This window comes from Paenibacillus sp. J22FR5 (assembly GCF_059691975.1).
This window is the reverse complement of sequence record NZ_JCAUAN010000002.1, coordinates 406978-422108: the sequence shown is the minus strand read 5'-3', so window position 1 is coordinate 422108 and position 15131 is coordinate 406978. Positions and strand designations below refer to the sequence as shown.

Annotated in this window: 13 protein-coding genes; 2 read left to right on the top strand and 11 right to left on the bottom strand. The window is 45.7% G+C overall.

Annotated elements, in window-relative coordinates:
• Positions 1-5 precede the first annotated feature (5 nt).
• On the bottom strand, positions 6-3443 hold the full coding sequence (metH, locus tag AC58P7_RS05220) for a methionine synthase (protein WP_497340511.1): 3438 nt from the start codon (positions 3441-3443) through the stop codon (positions 6-8).
• Positions 3444-3658: 215 nt separating this feature from the next.
• Between metH and AC58P7_RS05215 the strand changes: the two genes are divergently transcribed.
• On the top strand, positions 3659-4198 hold the full coding sequence (locus AC58P7_RS05215; protein WP_497340509.1) for a 1,2-dihydroxy-3-keto-5-methylthiopentene dioxygenase: 540 nt from the start codon (positions 3659-3661) through the stop codon (positions 4196-4198).
• 71 nt (positions 4199-4269) lie between these two features.
• Here AC58P7_RS05215 and AC58P7_RS05210 read toward each other — a convergent pair whose 3' ends face one another.
• From AC58P7_RS05210 to AC58P7_RS05200, 3 genes are all read right to left on the bottom strand, one after another.
• On the bottom strand, positions 4270-5061 hold the full coding sequence (locus AC58P7_RS05210; RefSeq protein WP_497340507.1) for an HAD family hydrolase: 792 nt from the start codon (positions 5059-5061) through the stop codon (positions 4270-4272).
• A 39-nt stretch (positions 5062-5100) separates the two neighbouring features.
• Positions 5101-5286, bottom strand: coding sequence for a DUF896 domain-containing protein (locus AC58P7_RS05205; protein ID WP_497340505.1), 186 nt, complete (start codon positions 5284-5286; stop codon positions 5101-5103).
• Between the two features lie 143 nt (positions 5287-5429).
• Positions 5430-5831, bottom strand: coding sequence for a LysM peptidoglycan-binding domain-containing protein (locus AC58P7_RS05200; RefSeq protein WP_497340503.1), 402 nt, complete (start codon positions 5829-5831; stop codon positions 5430-5432).
• A 145-nt stretch (positions 5832-5976) separates the two neighbouring features.
• On the opposite strand from AC58P7_RS05200, the gene lexA reads away from it, so the two are divergent.
• Positions 5977-6594 (top strand): transcriptional repressor LexA, encoded by a 618-nt coding sequence (lexA, locus tag AC58P7_RS05195; RefSeq protein WP_056620907.1) that lies wholly within the window; start codon positions 5977-5979, stop codon positions 6592-6594.
• Between the two features lie 68 nt (positions 6595-6662).
• Here lexA and AC58P7_RS05190 read toward each other — a convergent pair whose 3' ends face one another.
• The 7 genes from AC58P7_RS05190 to AC58P7_RS05160 form a co-directional block, all read right to left on the bottom strand.
• Positions 6663-7901 carry an aminopeptidase gene (locus AC58P7_RS05190; protein ID WP_497340501.1) on the bottom strand — a complete coding sequence of 413 codons (1239 nt, stop codon included), beginning with the start codon at positions 7899-7901 and terminating at the stop codon, positions 6663-6665.
• A 91-nt stretch (positions 7902-7992) separates the two neighbouring features.
• Positions 7993-9333: a type I glutamate--ammonia ligase gene (gene glnA / locus AC58P7_RS05185; RefSeq protein WP_497340499.1), complete on the bottom strand. Its 1341-nt coding sequence runs from the start codon at positions 9331-9333 to the stop codon at positions 7993-7995.
• Between the two features lie 43 nt (positions 9334-9376).
• Positions 9377-9787: a MerR family transcriptional regulator gene (locus AC58P7_RS05180; RefSeq protein WP_497340497.1), complete on the bottom strand. Its 411-nt coding sequence runs from the start codon at positions 9785-9787 to the stop codon at positions 9377-9379.
• A 95-nt stretch (positions 9788-9882) separates the two neighbouring features.
• On the bottom strand, positions 9883-11160 hold the full coding sequence (locus AC58P7_RS05175; RefSeq protein ID WP_497340495.1) for a methionine gamma-lyase family protein: 1278 nt from the start codon (positions 11158-11160) through the stop codon (positions 9883-9885).
• Positions 11135-12463, bottom strand: a complete 1329-nt coding sequence (gene hflX / locus AC58P7_RS05170) for a GTPase HflX (protein ID WP_497340493.1) — start codon at positions 12461-12463, stop codon at positions 11135-11137. The genes AC58P7_RS05175 and hflX overlap by 26 nt, the downstream gene beginning before the upstream one ends.
• A 208-nt stretch (positions 12464-12671) precedes the next feature.
• Positions 12672-13931: an iron uptake transporter deferrochelatase/peroxidase subunit gene (gene efeB, locus AC58P7_RS05165; protein WP_497340491.1), complete on the bottom strand. Its 1260-nt coding sequence runs from the start codon at positions 13929-13931 to the stop codon at positions 12672-12674.
• A 19-nt stretch (positions 13932-13950) separates the two neighbouring features.
• The gene (locus AC58P7_RS05160) at positions 13951-15117 is read right to left on the bottom strand and encodes an imelysin family protein (RefSeq protein WP_497340489.1); all 1167 of its coding nucleotides are present in this window, start codon (positions 15115-15117) and stop codon (positions 13951-13953) included.
• Between the last annotated feature and the right edge of the window lie 14 nt (positions 15118-15131).

Sequence of the window (15131 nt, the reverse complement as noted above, 5' to 3'; positions counted from 1 at the left end):
AAATCTTATCCTACGTTAAAGTAACGTGCTTCTTTATGTGCAAATACGATCGCGGATACGGAAGCTTCCGGTTCCATCATGAACGACTCTGTCAGTTCAACGCCGATATCCTCTGGCTTCAGCAGATTAAACAGTTTCGCTTGATCTTCGAGATTTGGACAAGCTGGGTAGCCGAATGAGAATCGTTGGCCGATATACTTGGCTCCAAATCTTTCCTGCATCGTCATATCAACACGATCCGCAATGCCAATGACATCGCGCATAATGTGATGAACACGCTCAGCGAAACCTTCCGCAACTTCCAGGGCTGTCGCTTGCAACGCATGGGATTTCAAATAATCCCCTTTGTCGCGCCATTCCTTCGCCAATTCATTAATATCATGACCTGCTGTCACGAGCAGGAAACCTACATAATCCATTTCGCCACTCTCGACGGATTTCAGGTAATCGGCCAAACAAAGGTACGGCTCCTTATCTTGACGTGGGAACGTAAACGTTTCGAGCACTTTGCTCGTTTCCTGCGGATCGTAAACAATTACATCATTCCCGTTCGATTGCGCTGGGAAGAAACGATACATCCCGTGAGCTTTAATGATACCGTTATGCTGCGCGGCATGGAGAATCGAGTCGACTGTGTCCTTCAACTGAAGTGCCTTAGTATCCTTATCGCTCAGCAGCTGCTCAACTTTGCCCTTTAAGCCAAGGTGATGCCCTAGTAACATTTGCATGTTCACATACGGCATTAAATGACTAATCGGGTAATCCCGTAAGATATGACGATCGGTATCCTGTGGTACCTGAACAGGCAAATCCTTGGATACAGCTGAAGAACTCACACGCGTAAGCTGTGGCAGCTTCTCTTCTTTTCTTCCTGTATCCATCACATCGGATTCCAGGCTTTCTCTCAGCTCTTGAATCAACCGTTTGCGCTGCTCAGGATCGCTCAGTTTGTTTGCAATATCAAGACCATCCATGGCATCCTTCGCATAAAGAACAACGCCCTCATACTCAGGCTGAATCCGCGTTTTGGTGAATTTACGCGTAAGCGCAGCACCACCAACTAGAATCGGTACATCCACGCCTGCTGTGCGTAAATCCTGCGCCGTAATCACCATCTGTTGCGCTGATTTCACGAGTAGGCCTGATAACCCGATAGCATCCGCTTGCTCCCTGCGGTAAGCCTCAATAATTTGCTCCGGTGGTACCTTAATCCCTAGATTGACAATCTTGTATCCATTATTGGAAAGGATGATTTCTACGAGATTTTTACCAATATCGTGAACGTCCCCTTTTACCGTTGCCAAAATAATTTTACCCTTCACGGCTGTTTCGGATTTCTCCATGAACGGCTCTAGGAAATTAACGGAAGCCTTCATCACCTCAGCGCTTTGAAGCACCTCAGCAACGATTAATTCGTTGTTATTGAATAAACGGCCTACTGTCTCCATCCCCTTCATGAGCGGCCCATTGATGACCTCTAACGGGGAATAAGTTTGAAGAGCAGTCTCCAAGTCCGGAATTAACCCTTCCTTCGTGCCTTCAACAACATAAGAGCCCAGTCTCTCTTCCAGAGAAAGATTTGAAATCTTCTCCTTCTTTTCGACCTTTTTCTCACGGAAATGAGCAACGAACTTAGCCAAGGTCTCATCATTTGTATTATAAATGAGTTCCTCTGCCAGCTGACGCTCTGTATCGGGAATCGATGCATACCGTTCTAGTTTCTCCGTATTTACAATCGCGTAATCAAGCCCAGCCTTCGTACAGTGGTACAAGTAGACAGAGTTCAGAACTTCGCGTCCAGCATCAGGTAGTCCAAAGGAGATATTACTTAATCCGAGAATCGTTTTGGCTAGAGGATACTTTTCTTTGATCAGCTTAATCCCTTCGATCGTTTCGACAGCAGAACCGATATACTGAGGATCTCCTGAACCAACAGGGAACATGTTCGGATCAAAAATGATATCTTCTGGATTCATGCCATACTTCCCAGTCAGAAGTTCATACGAACGTGTTGCCACTTCGATTTTCGCTTGACGCGATACCGCTTGGCCCCGTTCATCAATCAGAATACAGACAACCGATGCCCCATAGCGATGGATCAAAGGTAAAATCCCTTCGAATTTCGTCTCTCCATCCTCTAAGTTAATCGAGTTAATAATCGCTTTACCTTGTGAATATTTGAGTCCAAGCTCGATAATGTGATCGTAGGTCGAGTCAATCATCAACGGAACCTTAACCTTTTTCACAACCTCTTGCATGAATTCCTCTACCGCATAGGCTTCATCAATATCCGTATCCTGTAGATTAATATCGATAACATGAGCGCCGTTTTTCACCTGATTACGCGCAATTTCAGAGCCCTCTTCAAATTTACCCTCTTTGATCAAACGCTTAAACTTTCTGGATCCGGAAATATTCGTCCGCTCACCAACCATGATTGGACGGTTTTCAGGCTCGATATAAACGGTCTCAATACCTGAAATCGCAGGTGGATGGGAGCCGTATTCCGTTCTTGGCTTATAATTCGCAAGCGTTTCTGCCATTGCCCGAATGTGATCAGGTGTCGTTCCGCAGCAGCCACCGGCAATATTTAACCAGCCTTGCTCAGCAAATCCAGCCATTTTTTTGGCCAAAGACTCCGGCGATTCATGGTAATGACCGTTCTCATCCGGTAAGCCTGCATTGGGATAGCAGCTGATCGCTGTTTCCGCAATACCAGACAGCGTACGAATGTGATCCCTCATAAATTCCGGGCCCGTCGCACAGTTCAAACCCATCGAGATCGGCTTCAAATGCTCAAGAGAAATATAAAAAGATTCAATATTTTGTCCGGCAAGCGTTGTTCCCATCGGTTCGATGGTACCAGAAATCATAATAGGAAGCTCAACGCCTAAAGTTTCAAAAGCACGGCGAATACCGATTGAACCCGCTTTTACATTCAGCGTATCTTGGGAAGTCTCCAGCAGCATCGCGTCTACGCCCGCTTCAATAAGAGCCAAAGCCTGTTCGTAGTAGCTTTCTTCCAGTTGCTCAAACGTCACGCCACCTGTCACGGACAAGGTTTTGGTCGTCGGCCCCATAGCGCCCACAACATAGCGAGGCCATTCTGGTGTCGAAAATTTATTCGCTGCATCAATCGCCAGTTTAGCCGCAGCTAAATTTAGCTCCCGATGACGGTCTTGTAAGTCATACTCCGCCAAAACGACACTCGTCGTTCCGAACGTATTCGTTTCTATCATATCAGCGCCAGCGGCGAAATAAGCTTCATGAATTTTTTGAATAACATCTGGGCGGGTAACACAGAGAATTTCATTACATCCGTCCAGGTCATCACTTCCGAAATCCTCAGCCGTCAAGTTCTCTTGCTGAATCATCGTTCCCATGGCACCATCTAGGATCATAATTTTCTTCTTAAGCTGTTCTTGAATCGGTGGTTTCTTCATGGCTAGACTCCCTTTCAACTTTTCCTAAGCGAAATAGAAAAAAAACGACAAATTATGTTAAGATTTAGTGTAACAGAATACGGCTTCTATGAAAAGATTTTGAATTATCATTAATTCCTATGGGTTTTATCGGAAAAACTTATTTCCTTCCATCGACAGTGAGCTTGATATCCTCTATAATATGTATATATTTATTTATGAAAGAGGGATGTTACGTGGCACAAATAAGAATTCGCAATACCAATGAACGTATCGAAGGTGAAGCGGAAGTTAAAGCCTTCTTGGATAGTCAACAAGTTGTTTACGAGCACTGGGATGCCAACAAGCTTCCTGAGGCGCTTCGCGAGAAATTTATTCTTAGTGATGATGAGAAAGCAGAAATCATTTCTACTTATGAAGCTGAAATTAAAGATCTTGCTGCAAGACGCGGTTATGAAATTTGGGACGTTATCTCACTTTCAGATGTAACTCCAAATATCGAAGAACTTCTGAAAAAGTTCGAACAAGTGCACACGCACACGGAAGATGAAATCCGCGCTATCGTTTCTGGTAAAGGGATTTTCATTATCAAATCCGAAGAACTTGGTTATTTCGATGTTGAACTTGAGCCAGGTGATGTGATCTCCGTTCCTGAGAACACGAATCACTTCTTCACTTTGATGGATAACCGTGAAATCGTTGCTGTCCGTCTTTTTATCGAAAAAGATGGCTGGGTTGCCTACAACATTGATGATCCTGACTTTATCAAAGCTTAATCCTATAAACAAGCAAAGCCCAACAGCGCAAGACGTCATGTCTTGAATCGCTGCTGGGCTTTCTTCATGCGTTATCCGTTGTTAATAATCGTTAGAATGTCTTGTAGTCGTGTGACTTCATAAGCAGGAACAATCTCATCGCCGCTTTGAAGCCCATGATGATTAATCCAAATGTTACGCATACCAATGCTTCCCGATCCCAAAATATCCGTCGTTAGCTTGTCTCCAATCATGATGCCTTCCGATGCTTCAATATCAAGTAGTCCCAACGCATAGTTGAAAATAGCCTTAGCCGGCTTCCCTTGTCCAAATTCGCCCGAAATAACAATATGATCAAAGTATGGAGCAATAGCAGGCACGCCTGCTATTTTCTCTTTTTGCAAATCCGGCGAACCGTTTGTTAATAGAAGAAGTTTGTAGTTGCCTTTCAAAGCATCCAACACACGGAAGGTTTCTTCATACAAATAAGGACGACTGCGGCGTTCAGATGCAAACAATTCACCAAGCTTGTACCCAAGTTCACGATCTTCAATTCCTAGTGCAGCAAGCCCTCTAGTCCATGACTCCGTGCGATAGCCAGGTGCTAGCTTTTCTAATTTGCGGAAATTTTCGTCCTCGCCTTGTGTGAAATTTGCCCAAAGCCCCTCAAATGGGTTGATCCCAATCATTTTGGTAAATGGGAACGTCTCAAAGGATTCATATAAGCTTCTCGCTTCTTTACGAACGGATGCTTCCAATTCCTCCGGGTTCACATTAACATGCTTAGCCGCTTCAGCACAGGTTGCAGCAAAGGCTTCCTCCACGCTACGATCATCCCATAACAGTGTATCATCCAAATCAAAAAGCACAGCTTTCAACGTCATCATTCATTTCCCCTTTGAATGTAGTATCTATGTGTAAGCTTAATTCTCTTCGTCAGTGAACTTAATGGAATCAAGTTGGACTTTCAGGTTACCCCTGAATGCATTTATATAGATCTTTCTTAGCTCATTGCGCTCATCGATCTCAGCATCGGTTAAGCCAACCGTCTTCGCCTTTCGAGCTAATTCATTGATACGTTCAATCGTCTTATCCATGCTGTCACTCATTGTAATCCTCCCAGTCAAAATTTCAATATGAGTACTACTTTGCCATCCCCGATTAGGAATGTCAAGGATATAACGCAAAGAGACATAGGAACAGTACCTATGTCTCAACCATTCATCTATGTAGTTAACTTAAAATTTGTTTCTTAAGGAAGTAATATAACCTGGCCCTCTTGCAATGAACTGTCCGATAAATGATTCAGAGTTTTCAATTTCTCGATGTAAGAACGTGTGTTCTCACCCTTCTTTTTGTGAGAGTCTGCGATCTCCCATAGCGTGTCGCCACTTTGGATGACAAGCTTCTCGTGTAGGGTAACTCTCGCAGTTGATTGAACGGAAACGATTGGCGTAGAGGCAGTAACGGACCCATCACCTGCATAGGCTTGTACGATCGCACCAAATGAAAACACTGTTCCAAGAATCGCTGCTATCAGTAAGAAACGAAGTATTACTTTCGCATATCCCCGTTTAATCGTCATCCCTTTGGATGCATGAGCAGTACCTTGAAGTGTTGTTGTTGCGTTCGATTGTGAATAAGCCATATACATAAAATCATCCCCCAAACATTTGTTCTGATATTAGAATAACACGAACACTTGTTTGAGTCAACCATTTGTTCGAACTTATGTTTGTACGAACTCGGGTTCTATGTTATACTTTGGGTAATGATTCCCAGTATTGGAGTGATATCTTATGAGTAAAATTTCGCAGCGTCAACAAGCAATAATGGAATTCATTAAGAACGAAGTGAAAGATAAGGGCTACCCGCCTTCCGTTAGAGAAATCGGCGAAGCAGTTGGACTAGCCTCCAGTTCTACGGTACATGGTCATTTGGAGCGTCTTGAGAAAAAAGGCATGATTCGTCGAGATCCTACCAAGCCACGTGCGATTGAAATCCTTGGGCTTGATGGTGCCGAATCCCAATTCGCAGTCTCCGTTGCACGTGTTCCCCTCGTTGGTAAAGTAACGGCTGGTGTTCCTATTACAGCTACCGAGAATATCGAAGACTATTTCCCTCTTCCATCAAGCATGGTAGGCGACAACAACGTGTTCATGCTCAGCATTATGGGTGACAGTATGATTGAAGCTGGCATTCATAACGGCGACTATGTCATCGTGAAACAGCAGCAAACGGCTAATAACGGCGATATCGTTGTCGCTATGACCGAAGATGATGAAGCTACGGTTAAGCGTTTCTACAAGGAGAAGGATCATATTCGCCTTCAGCCAGAGAACTCCGCTTTGCAGCCGATTCTATTGAAGAATGTGACTATTCTTGGACGCGTCATCGGTTTATTCCGAGATATGTAAGTTTACAGATATGAAAAAAGCAAGACCCTCAAAGTGATGTGATCACTAGAGGGTCTTGCTTTTTTCAATTAAAACGACAATACCCAGTTACCCGCGCGGAAGATTGGTTCGATCGTCCCATCCGCGAGTTCCCCATCAATCTCAAGCTCAGCTGATCCAATCATGAAATCCACGTGAATCAAGGAGCTATTCCCTCCGCGAGCTTTCAATTCTTCATTGGATAGCGTTGTACCATCCTTCAAATTGATTGGATAGCAACTGCCCAATGCCAAGTGGCAGGAGGCATTTTCGTCAATGCCTGTATTGTAGAAAATGCGCTTTAGGTTGGAAATCGGAGAATCAAACGGCACGAGAGCTACCTCACCTAAATAACGCGCCCCTTCATCCATATCCAGTAAACGAGCTAGATGATCATGCCCTACCTCAGCCTGAAAGTCCACAACCTTTCCCGCTTCGAACGTGAAAGAAAATCGATCTACCAACGCCCCATTAATATTCAATGGCATTGTACTCGCCACCGTACCACAAACACCCGTTCGGTTTGGAATGGTAAACACTTCTTCCGTCGGCATATTGGCCACATATCGGATGCCTCGGGCATTCTCATTATCCCCGCCAAGCCAAATGTGGCCTTCGGGTAGCTCAACACGCAGATCCGTACCAGTCGCTCGATAGCGCAGTGCTTTGTAGCTTCTGGCATTAAGTACGCTATGTGTAGCTTTCAGCGTGTCCAAATGGGTCTGCCAAGCCGCAACGGGATCCTCTTCATATACACGGTTAATTTGAAAAACAGCATCCCACATCGTAGGAACACGCTGCTCTTCTGGCAGATCCGCATACACAATAGAAGCCCAAGCTTCCGTAGGCGCTTTAATTAAACACCAGCTAAACTCGCCTGTTCGCACATAGTGCTGATACTTAGCTCTCGCTTTTGAAGCAGCCTTGGAAGATCTAGAAATAAGACTAGCGCCAATCCCATCATATAGATTCGGATTTGGCACCTTGATATTGAGCAAAGCTCCGCCATTTTCAACAAAACGCTCCAACATAGTTGTATACCACTCAGGATAGTAGTCCATTGCCTGATCTAGCGCATAATCAAATTTACTACGAGTAACGACATCATCCTGCCAATGTACATGTACAAAATTCGCACCTGCTTCATAGGCTTTCTGCACGATTAACCTTGTTAATACCAGTGTTTCAATTGGTGCTTCCACCAACAGATCTTGGCCTTTGCTCAAGTTGACCCCGATTCGAATGACTAGCTCTGCATACTTTTCTAAATTACGATTGAAATTGTCCATATCCTAGGTCTCCTTCTTCGCGTGAAAAAGCCCATCAGCTCTCTCTTTCGAGACTGACGGGCTTTTCTTATCTAGTTGTTTAATCAAAAACCTAGTACAAGGACAGATATTGATCTCTTTCCCACTGGTGAACTTGTGTACGATACATATCCCACTCGATTTCTTTCAACTCATAGAAATGAGCAAGGGCATGTTCGCCAAGTGTATCGCAAACAACATCATCGCGAAGCAACTCGTCCAACGCTTGTTTCAAATTCAGTGGCAAGCTAGGAATACCTTCGCTCTCGCGCTCTTCTTCGCTCATCACATAGATGTTGCGATCTGTTGGCGGAGGAAGCTGCATTTTGTTCTTAATGCCATCCAAACCAGCTGCAAGCATGACAGCTAATGCAAGGTAAGGGTTCGCTGCTGGATCCGGGTTACGAACTTCAACACGCGTGCTTAGACCGCGGGAAGCTGGAATCCGAATCATTGGGCTGCGGTTACTAGCGGACCAAGCTACATAACAAGGCGCTTCGTAACCAGGCACTAGACGTTTATATGAATTAACGGTTGGGTTCGTAATCGCAGCAAAAGAACGTGCATGACGAAGTACGCCCGCCATATATTGTCTTGCCACTGTGCTCAAGCCTAATTTATCGCTCTCGTCATAGAATGCGTTAGTTTCACCTTTGAACAAGGATTGGTGACAGTGCATACCGGACCCGTTCATTCCGAACAAAGGCTTCGGCATAAACGTTGCATGCAAACCATGCTGTCTAGCTACGGTTTTGACAACAAGTTTGAAAGTTTGAATTTGGTCAGCTGCTTTAATCGCATCAGCGTATTTAAAGTCGATTTCGTGCTGTCCTGGCGCTACTTCATGGTGAGAAGCTTCAATTTCAAAACCCATCTCTTCCAGTGTTAGCACGATATCACGACGGCAATTTTCACCAAGATCCATCGGAGCCAAATCGAAGTAACCACCTTGGTCATTCAGTTCGGTTGTTGGATTGCCTTTGTCATCTGTTTTAAACAAGAAGAATTCTGGTTCAGGACCAACATTCATGGCCGTATATCCCATTTCTTCAGCTTGCTTCAACGCATTTTTCAAAATGGCGCGCGGATCCCCAGGGAACGGAGTGCCATCTGGCATATAAATGTCGCAGATCAAACGAGCGACTTTACTTTCTGTTACCCATGGGAAAATAACCCATGTATCTAAATCCGGATATAGATACATATCCGATTCTTCAATACGCACATAGCCTTCGATGGAAGATCCATCAAACATCATTTTGTTATCAAGCGCTTTCTCAAGTTGGCTCAAAGGAATTTCTACGTTTTTAATACTTCCCATCAAATCTGTGAACTGCAAACGGATGAAGCGAACGTTTTCTGATTTGGCGATGCGAAGAATATCTTCTTTGGAATAGTTATTGTTATAGCTCACGTGTGCATTCTCCTTTCAACTGTTAAGCGATTCGAAATGAAATTTATTTGTAAAATCTGGATAACTGTCCTTGAATCATTGAAGCCTGATCCGGGCGTTTCCCCCCGCCAATCAATTGCTGCTTAAGCATTTTGTGCAATTGAGAGTCGGTTAATTCTTTACGTTTCACTTCCGTATGCTCGTTAAGAATTGTAGCATCTTCAGAATCCTTATCCACAGGAATCAGAACCTGCTTAATGCCCGCGATGTTTACACCTTTTTCAATCAAATCTTTAATTTCAAGAAGACGTTCTACGTCATTAAAAGAATAAAGCCGTTGGTTACCAGCTGTTCTAGCCGGAATGATTAGTTCGTGTTGCTCATAATATCGAATTTGTCTTGCTGTTAAATCGGTCAGCTTCATGACGATTCCAATTGGGAATAACGCCATATTCCTACGTATTTCATCACTCATGCTAATCACTCCTGGTCAGTAAGTACCTCACTCTTATTGTACCTTTCTAACAAATACGTGTCAAGGAGTGTCAGGTTTGTTCACAGTTTAAATTTTCACAGTAATCCCTTGTTTTCCATATGTTGGATTGCCGTTAGTACACCTAACTTGCAATGTGAGTAGGTCAAACCGCCTTGCATGTACGCGATATACGGTTCGCGAATCGGGGCATCGGCAGACAGTTCCAAGCTGCCTCCTTGAATGAACGTGCCTGCTGCCATAATCACGGGATGTTCGTAGCCGGGCATGTCCCAAGGCTCTGGCACGACATGCGAATCCACCGCGGAAGCCTTCTGGATGCCCTGCACGAACGTAATCAAATGCTCCGCCGAAGTGAAGCGGATCGCTTGAATCAAGTCCGTCCGCTGCGCATCCCATCGCGGATGGCTCACAAAGCCGAGGTCTTCGAACATCGCTGCGGCGAAGACCGAGCCCTTGACCGCTTGCCCCACCAAGTGAGGGGCAAGAAACAGCCCTTGAAACATCGCGCGCGTCGCGCCGAGCATGGCTCCAACCTCGCCCCCAATACCGGGGGCGGTCAGTCTATACGCGGCGAGCTCCACGAGGTCGCGTCGTCCGGCGATATAGCCGCCCGAAGGGGCGATGCCGCCGCCGGGATTTTTGATCAGCGAACCAGCCATGAGATCGACGCCAACCTGCGTCGGCTCCTGCTCCTCGGTGAATTCCCCATAGCAATTGTCGACGAAGACAATAAGCTTGGGGTTTATCTCTTTCACAAATCGGACCATTTCGCCGATTTGGTCCACAGTGAACGACGGCCGCCACGAGTAGCCGCGTGAACGCTGGATGCCGATTACCTTCGTATTCGGCTGAATGGCTGCCGAGATTGCCGTCCAGTCCGGCGATCCATCTTCTAATAGCGCAACTTCGCTGTAGCCAATGCCGAAGTCCTGCAGCGAGCCTGTTCCGTCGCTAGGCTTACCAATGACCTTGTGCAACGTATCATAGGGCTTACCCGTGATGTAAAGTAGATGTTCGCCTGGGCGCAGCACGCCAAATAAAGCCGTTCCGATGGTATGCGTTCCCGATACAAAATGCGGACGTACAAGCGCTGCTTCTGCTCCCATCGCATCCGCATACACAAGGTCAAGCACTTCTCTACCGCGATCATTGTAGCCATAGCCCGTTGAGGAAGCAAAGTGATAATCACTTACCTTATGCGCCTGAAAGGCACGAATGACCTTCCATTGATTAAGATCTATGGTTTTCTCAATTTGTCGAAAAGCGCTCTCGACACGTCGCTCCGCGCTTTCCATTCTCGCAATAACCTTTTCCCCGAAATGCATCTTAGTTGTTCTCTCCCTCGTTCTCATCCTGCTCTGACTTCGCTACCGATTGATCGTAATCAACGAGTAAATAAGCCAGCTTTACATAATCGTCCTTGTTCACGCGAACCTTGAACACCATATCTTCCCCGTCCACATCCGTCTCAAGTACTTCACCGATGCGATACATGAGGGCTATGACATCCCCTTTATCAGCTGGAATGCGGAAGTCCTTGCTATCTCCCATCAGCTTATCCTCAATGATGATACGTAGCCGTTCTAGATCCTCAGGCGTGTAAGCACTCATTTTCATGAATTCGCCTTCGGCTGAAAGCATCTCTCGATCCGCTTGCGAACAGAGATCAATTTTATTAAATACGGTGATTTGCTCTTTTTGATGAGCGCCAAGCTCCTCTAATACCTCTGCCACAACGCGCATTTGCTCGTTGCGCATATCCGTCCCGCTATCCACGACATGCAGAATTAAATCTGCCTCATTCGCCTCTTCCAGCGTTGCGCGAAACGAAGCGACAAGATCATGGGGAAGATTTTGAATAAAACCTACGGTATCTGTCAGCACGATTTCTTTGCCACTTGGCAGCACCATCGTCCGTGAAGTCGGATCCAACGTTGCGAACAGTTGATTCTCAATATAGACGTCCGCTTGTGTCAATTGTTTCAATAACGTCGACTTCCCAGCATTGGTATACCCAACTAAGGCAACTTGAAATACACCGCTTTTCTTACGACGTTCGCGATGTAATGTGCGGTGACGAACAACTTCCTCCAGCTGCGCCTTCAGTTCATCAATACGCCCGCGAATATGCCGGCGATCGGTTTCCAGCTTCGACTCCCCTGGTCCTCTTGTCCCGATACCGCCGCCTAGTCGAGACAAGTTTTTGCCTTGTCCTGACAGCCTTGGCAGCAAGTAGCTCAGTTGCGCCAATTCAACTTGAATAATCCCTTCGCGCGTTTTGGCACGCTGCGCGAAAATATCCAAAATAAGCTGTGTACGATCAATAATTTTCACATCGAGCGCTGCTTCTAAATTACGAACTTGCGCACCCGACAACTCTTGATCGAAGATCGCCGTGTTCCCGCCGAGCTCCTCCAAGCGCAGTTTTAATTCTTCTACTTTCCCTTTACCAATAAACCATTTGGTATCCTTGGATTCTTTGTTCTGCGTCATCGTCTCCAGCACCTGTACGCCAGCGGTTTCGGCCAGCTTCACGAGCTCTTCCAAGGAATATTCAGCCAGAAGCTCATTTTTCTTCTGCTTCTGTGTAATCAAACTGACGAGTACCGCTCTGTCATCGATTTCTTTTTCTACCATATGTGAAGTTGTTTTCATAGAGGTCTCCTTTACTTCCAACGATCTGTTTAAAATGGACGAAATAAGGCCAAATCGGCCTATTCCTTCATCATTGTGGAGGAAATGATTAGGAAAGTCAATTTGACGGAAAGGAAAATTCGATTATAACGGACTTGCAACAAAAAAGGGCCGTCCCTAAGTAGATAAAGCTACTCGTGGGACAACCCTAAGTTTTAACTAACTACGATTACTCAAACAATGCCTGCCCCAAATAGGCGCCTTTCGAAGGAACACCTGGTAGTACGGCAAAGTAGCCTCCACCTTTGGTATCGGTATAAGACAGCATTTTATCCGGCAAATTAGGATTCGTTAGTCGTTTCTGAATCGATTCAAACTGTGTTTGAAGGTTCCGATTGAAGCAAACGAACAGCAGACCCGCATTGATACGACCAACACTATCTAGGTTTTCCATGAAATTGTAGCCACGACGCAAGATACGCTCACGCTCTGAATTTTCTCCAGTACGCGGGTTAGACAATCGGATGTGGGAATCTAATGGTGTAACCTTTCCTTCCGCGTCTGCAGCAAACTGCGGCTTGTCAAATTCAGCTTTTCCATCCATCGGCGCCCCTGATACCTTCTGACGGCCAATAATCCCTTCTTGATCGGAGTAGGATTGTTGATCCCACGTTTCGATACGCATTTGAATACGGCGAACGACCATATAAGTCCCGCCAGCGAGCCAAGGTGCACCATCCACCGAATCAACCCACACATTATTTTTCATAAAAGCCTCATCCTGAAGGTCAGGATTTGCCGTTCCATCTTTAAAACCGAATAAATTCCGTTTCGTCCCCTGTGACTTCACACCTAGCTGACCTGTTTGCTGCCAACGCAAATGAGCAACGCCACGAGCGGCTTTGGAAAGGTTACGTATGGCATGGAAACAGACCATCGGGTCATTCGAACATGCTTGGACAACAATATCACCGTGTGTTAGCTGCTCTTCGAGTGAATCTTTGTGAAAGATCGGCATTTCGGTCAGCCCAACCGGCTTGCGAGAGCGAAGGCCAAAGCGGTCAACTCCTTCCTTTTCAAAGAGAGAAGCCCCAACAGCGAAGGTGATTGTCAGCTTTCCGGTATCAAGTCCTAATTGCTCTCCAGTATCGGTCGGTGGGAATGCTCCATCCTGCGGCTCAACCGCTAGCGGTTTGCCTGCCATGAGTGATGCCGCCATCTCTGTCCACTGCTTCAAGAGGCCTTGCAGCTCCTTACGGTCACTTGTCGTCACATCGAAAGCCGCAACATTGGCAAAGTTCTGTGCTGGGGTAACGACCCCGGTTTGATGAATACCATAGAAATCCAGAGTCTCATTGGTCGTGCTCGCGGTAGCTTTATTCGTTGGGATAACAGCCTGCGCCTTACCCATCAAATCTCCTAAAACAACGCCCGCAGCACCCGCAGCGGTCATCCCTAGGAAAGCTCGACGATTCATTTTGTCAGACATACCGCTCATCCTCTTCTCATTATTTACTTAACGTTCCTGGCATTTTCACAAGCGGTTCAGCTAGAGCTTCTAATTTATTTTTCAAATCGACTTGTTTGGCTTGCTCTATTTTACCGAAGTCTGTCCATGTTGGACCCACTGGTGAGAGTGTGTTCATCGCATCCATCACTGCAGCTAAGCTTTTGCTGATTTTCTCATCAAGAGCCGCGTCTTTATTCTTCAATTCCACTTTTACAAGATCATAAATCGCTTGCGCGCCTTCTACGTTTGCTCGGATAACAGGCACAGTCGCACCGCTCCAACGCTCTTCCTCGCCCGTTATTTTGCTGGATTGTGCTTCTTCCATCAATTCACCAACACCAGCGATGAAATCAGTAGGAGCAATCGTTGTCGCTGCAATCGCCTGCTGCATTTTCTTACCATCTTCCAGCAAACGCGCGGCAAATGGCTCAGCATCCTTTACATTTTTCTTAACAAACAATAAGTATTCGATACGATGATAGCCTGTAAAAGCAGGATCATTCTCGTTTTTAAAATCGTCTACACGCGCATCCATCACACCGTCTAGTTCACTAAACGTCTCAATGATGGGCTCAATTCTTTCATATGGCATACGAGCAAGACCATATGCTTCGGATGCTTTCTTCAAATCACCGCTCTTCACGGCCGCGTTTAGTTGATCCAGTAACGTCACCAATTGATTACCTTGATCCTGGACATATTTATTGTAAGCTTTTGTCGCATCCTGAAGCGGTTTGGAAGCTTCGATAACGTCTTTATTCACTGCGCCTTTGTTATCTGTGGATGAAGTTGTCAATTCGGTCATTGCTGCTTTCAAATTCGTGCTCAAAGCCGTCAAGGTTGGGTAATCCAGCTTATCTTCTTTCAATGCCGCTTGTAACGGTGTCAAAAACTTCTCTATTTTAAAGTACAAATCAGGGAATTTCGGTTTCACTTCATCTTCAAAGCTGGCCCATTGCTCTTCGAGCTGGTCTGCCCATTTCTTAGCATCCTTCACTTTTGAAACGTCTAATTGACCTTTCAAACCATCAAGACTTGTAACTAATTTCGCGGACCCGTCTTTGACTGGGACTTTCGCAACTTCCGTTGTCTCTGCTTTACCACAACCTGCAAGTACAAGTGTTGTTGCTGCTGCGATCATAATAATTTGTAGACTTTTTTTCATGGTATAGACCCTCC

Coding starts and splice junctions, on each gene's coding strand:
- AC58P7_RS05200 (WP_497340503.1), bottom strand. CDS start 5,831: ATGTATATGGCTTATTCACAATCGAACGCAACAACAACACTTCAAGGT.
- lexA (WP_056620907.1), top strand. CDS start 5,977: ATGAGTAAAATTTCGCAGCGTCAACAAGCAATAATGGAATTCATTAAG.
- AC58P7_RS05180 (WP_497340497.1), bottom strand. CDS start 9,787: ATGAGTGATGAAATACGTAGGAATATGGCGTTATTCCCAATTGGAATC.
- AC58P7_RS05160 (WP_497340489.1), bottom strand. CDS start 15,117: ATGAAAAAAAGTCTACAAATTATTATGATCGCAGCAGCAACAACACTT.
- metH (WP_497340511.1), bottom strand. CDS start 3,443: ATGAAGAAACCACCGATTCAAGAACAGCTTAAGAAGAAAATTATGATC.
- AC58P7_RS05175 (WP_497340495.1), bottom strand. CDS start 11,160: ATGAGAACGAGGGAGAGAACAACTAAGATGCATTTCGGGGAAAAGGTT.
- hflX (WP_497340493.1), bottom strand. CDS start 12,463: ATGAAAACAACTTCACATATGGTAGAAAAAGAAATCGATGACAGAGCG.
- AC58P7_RS05205 (WP_497340505.1), bottom strand. CDS start 5,286: ATGAGTGACAGCATGGATAAGACGATTGAACGTATCAATGAATTAGCT.
- efeB (WP_497340491.1), bottom strand. CDS start 13,931: ATGTCTGACAAAATGAATCGTCGAGCTTTCCTAGGGATGACCGCTGCG.
- AC58P7_RS05190 (WP_497340501.1), bottom strand. CDS start 7,901: ATGGACAATTTCAATCGTAATTTAGAAAAGTATGCAGAGCTAGTCATT.
- AC58P7_RS05210 (WP_497340507.1), bottom strand. CDS start 5,061: ATGACGTTGAAAGCTGTGCTTTTTGATTTGGATGATACACTGTTATGG.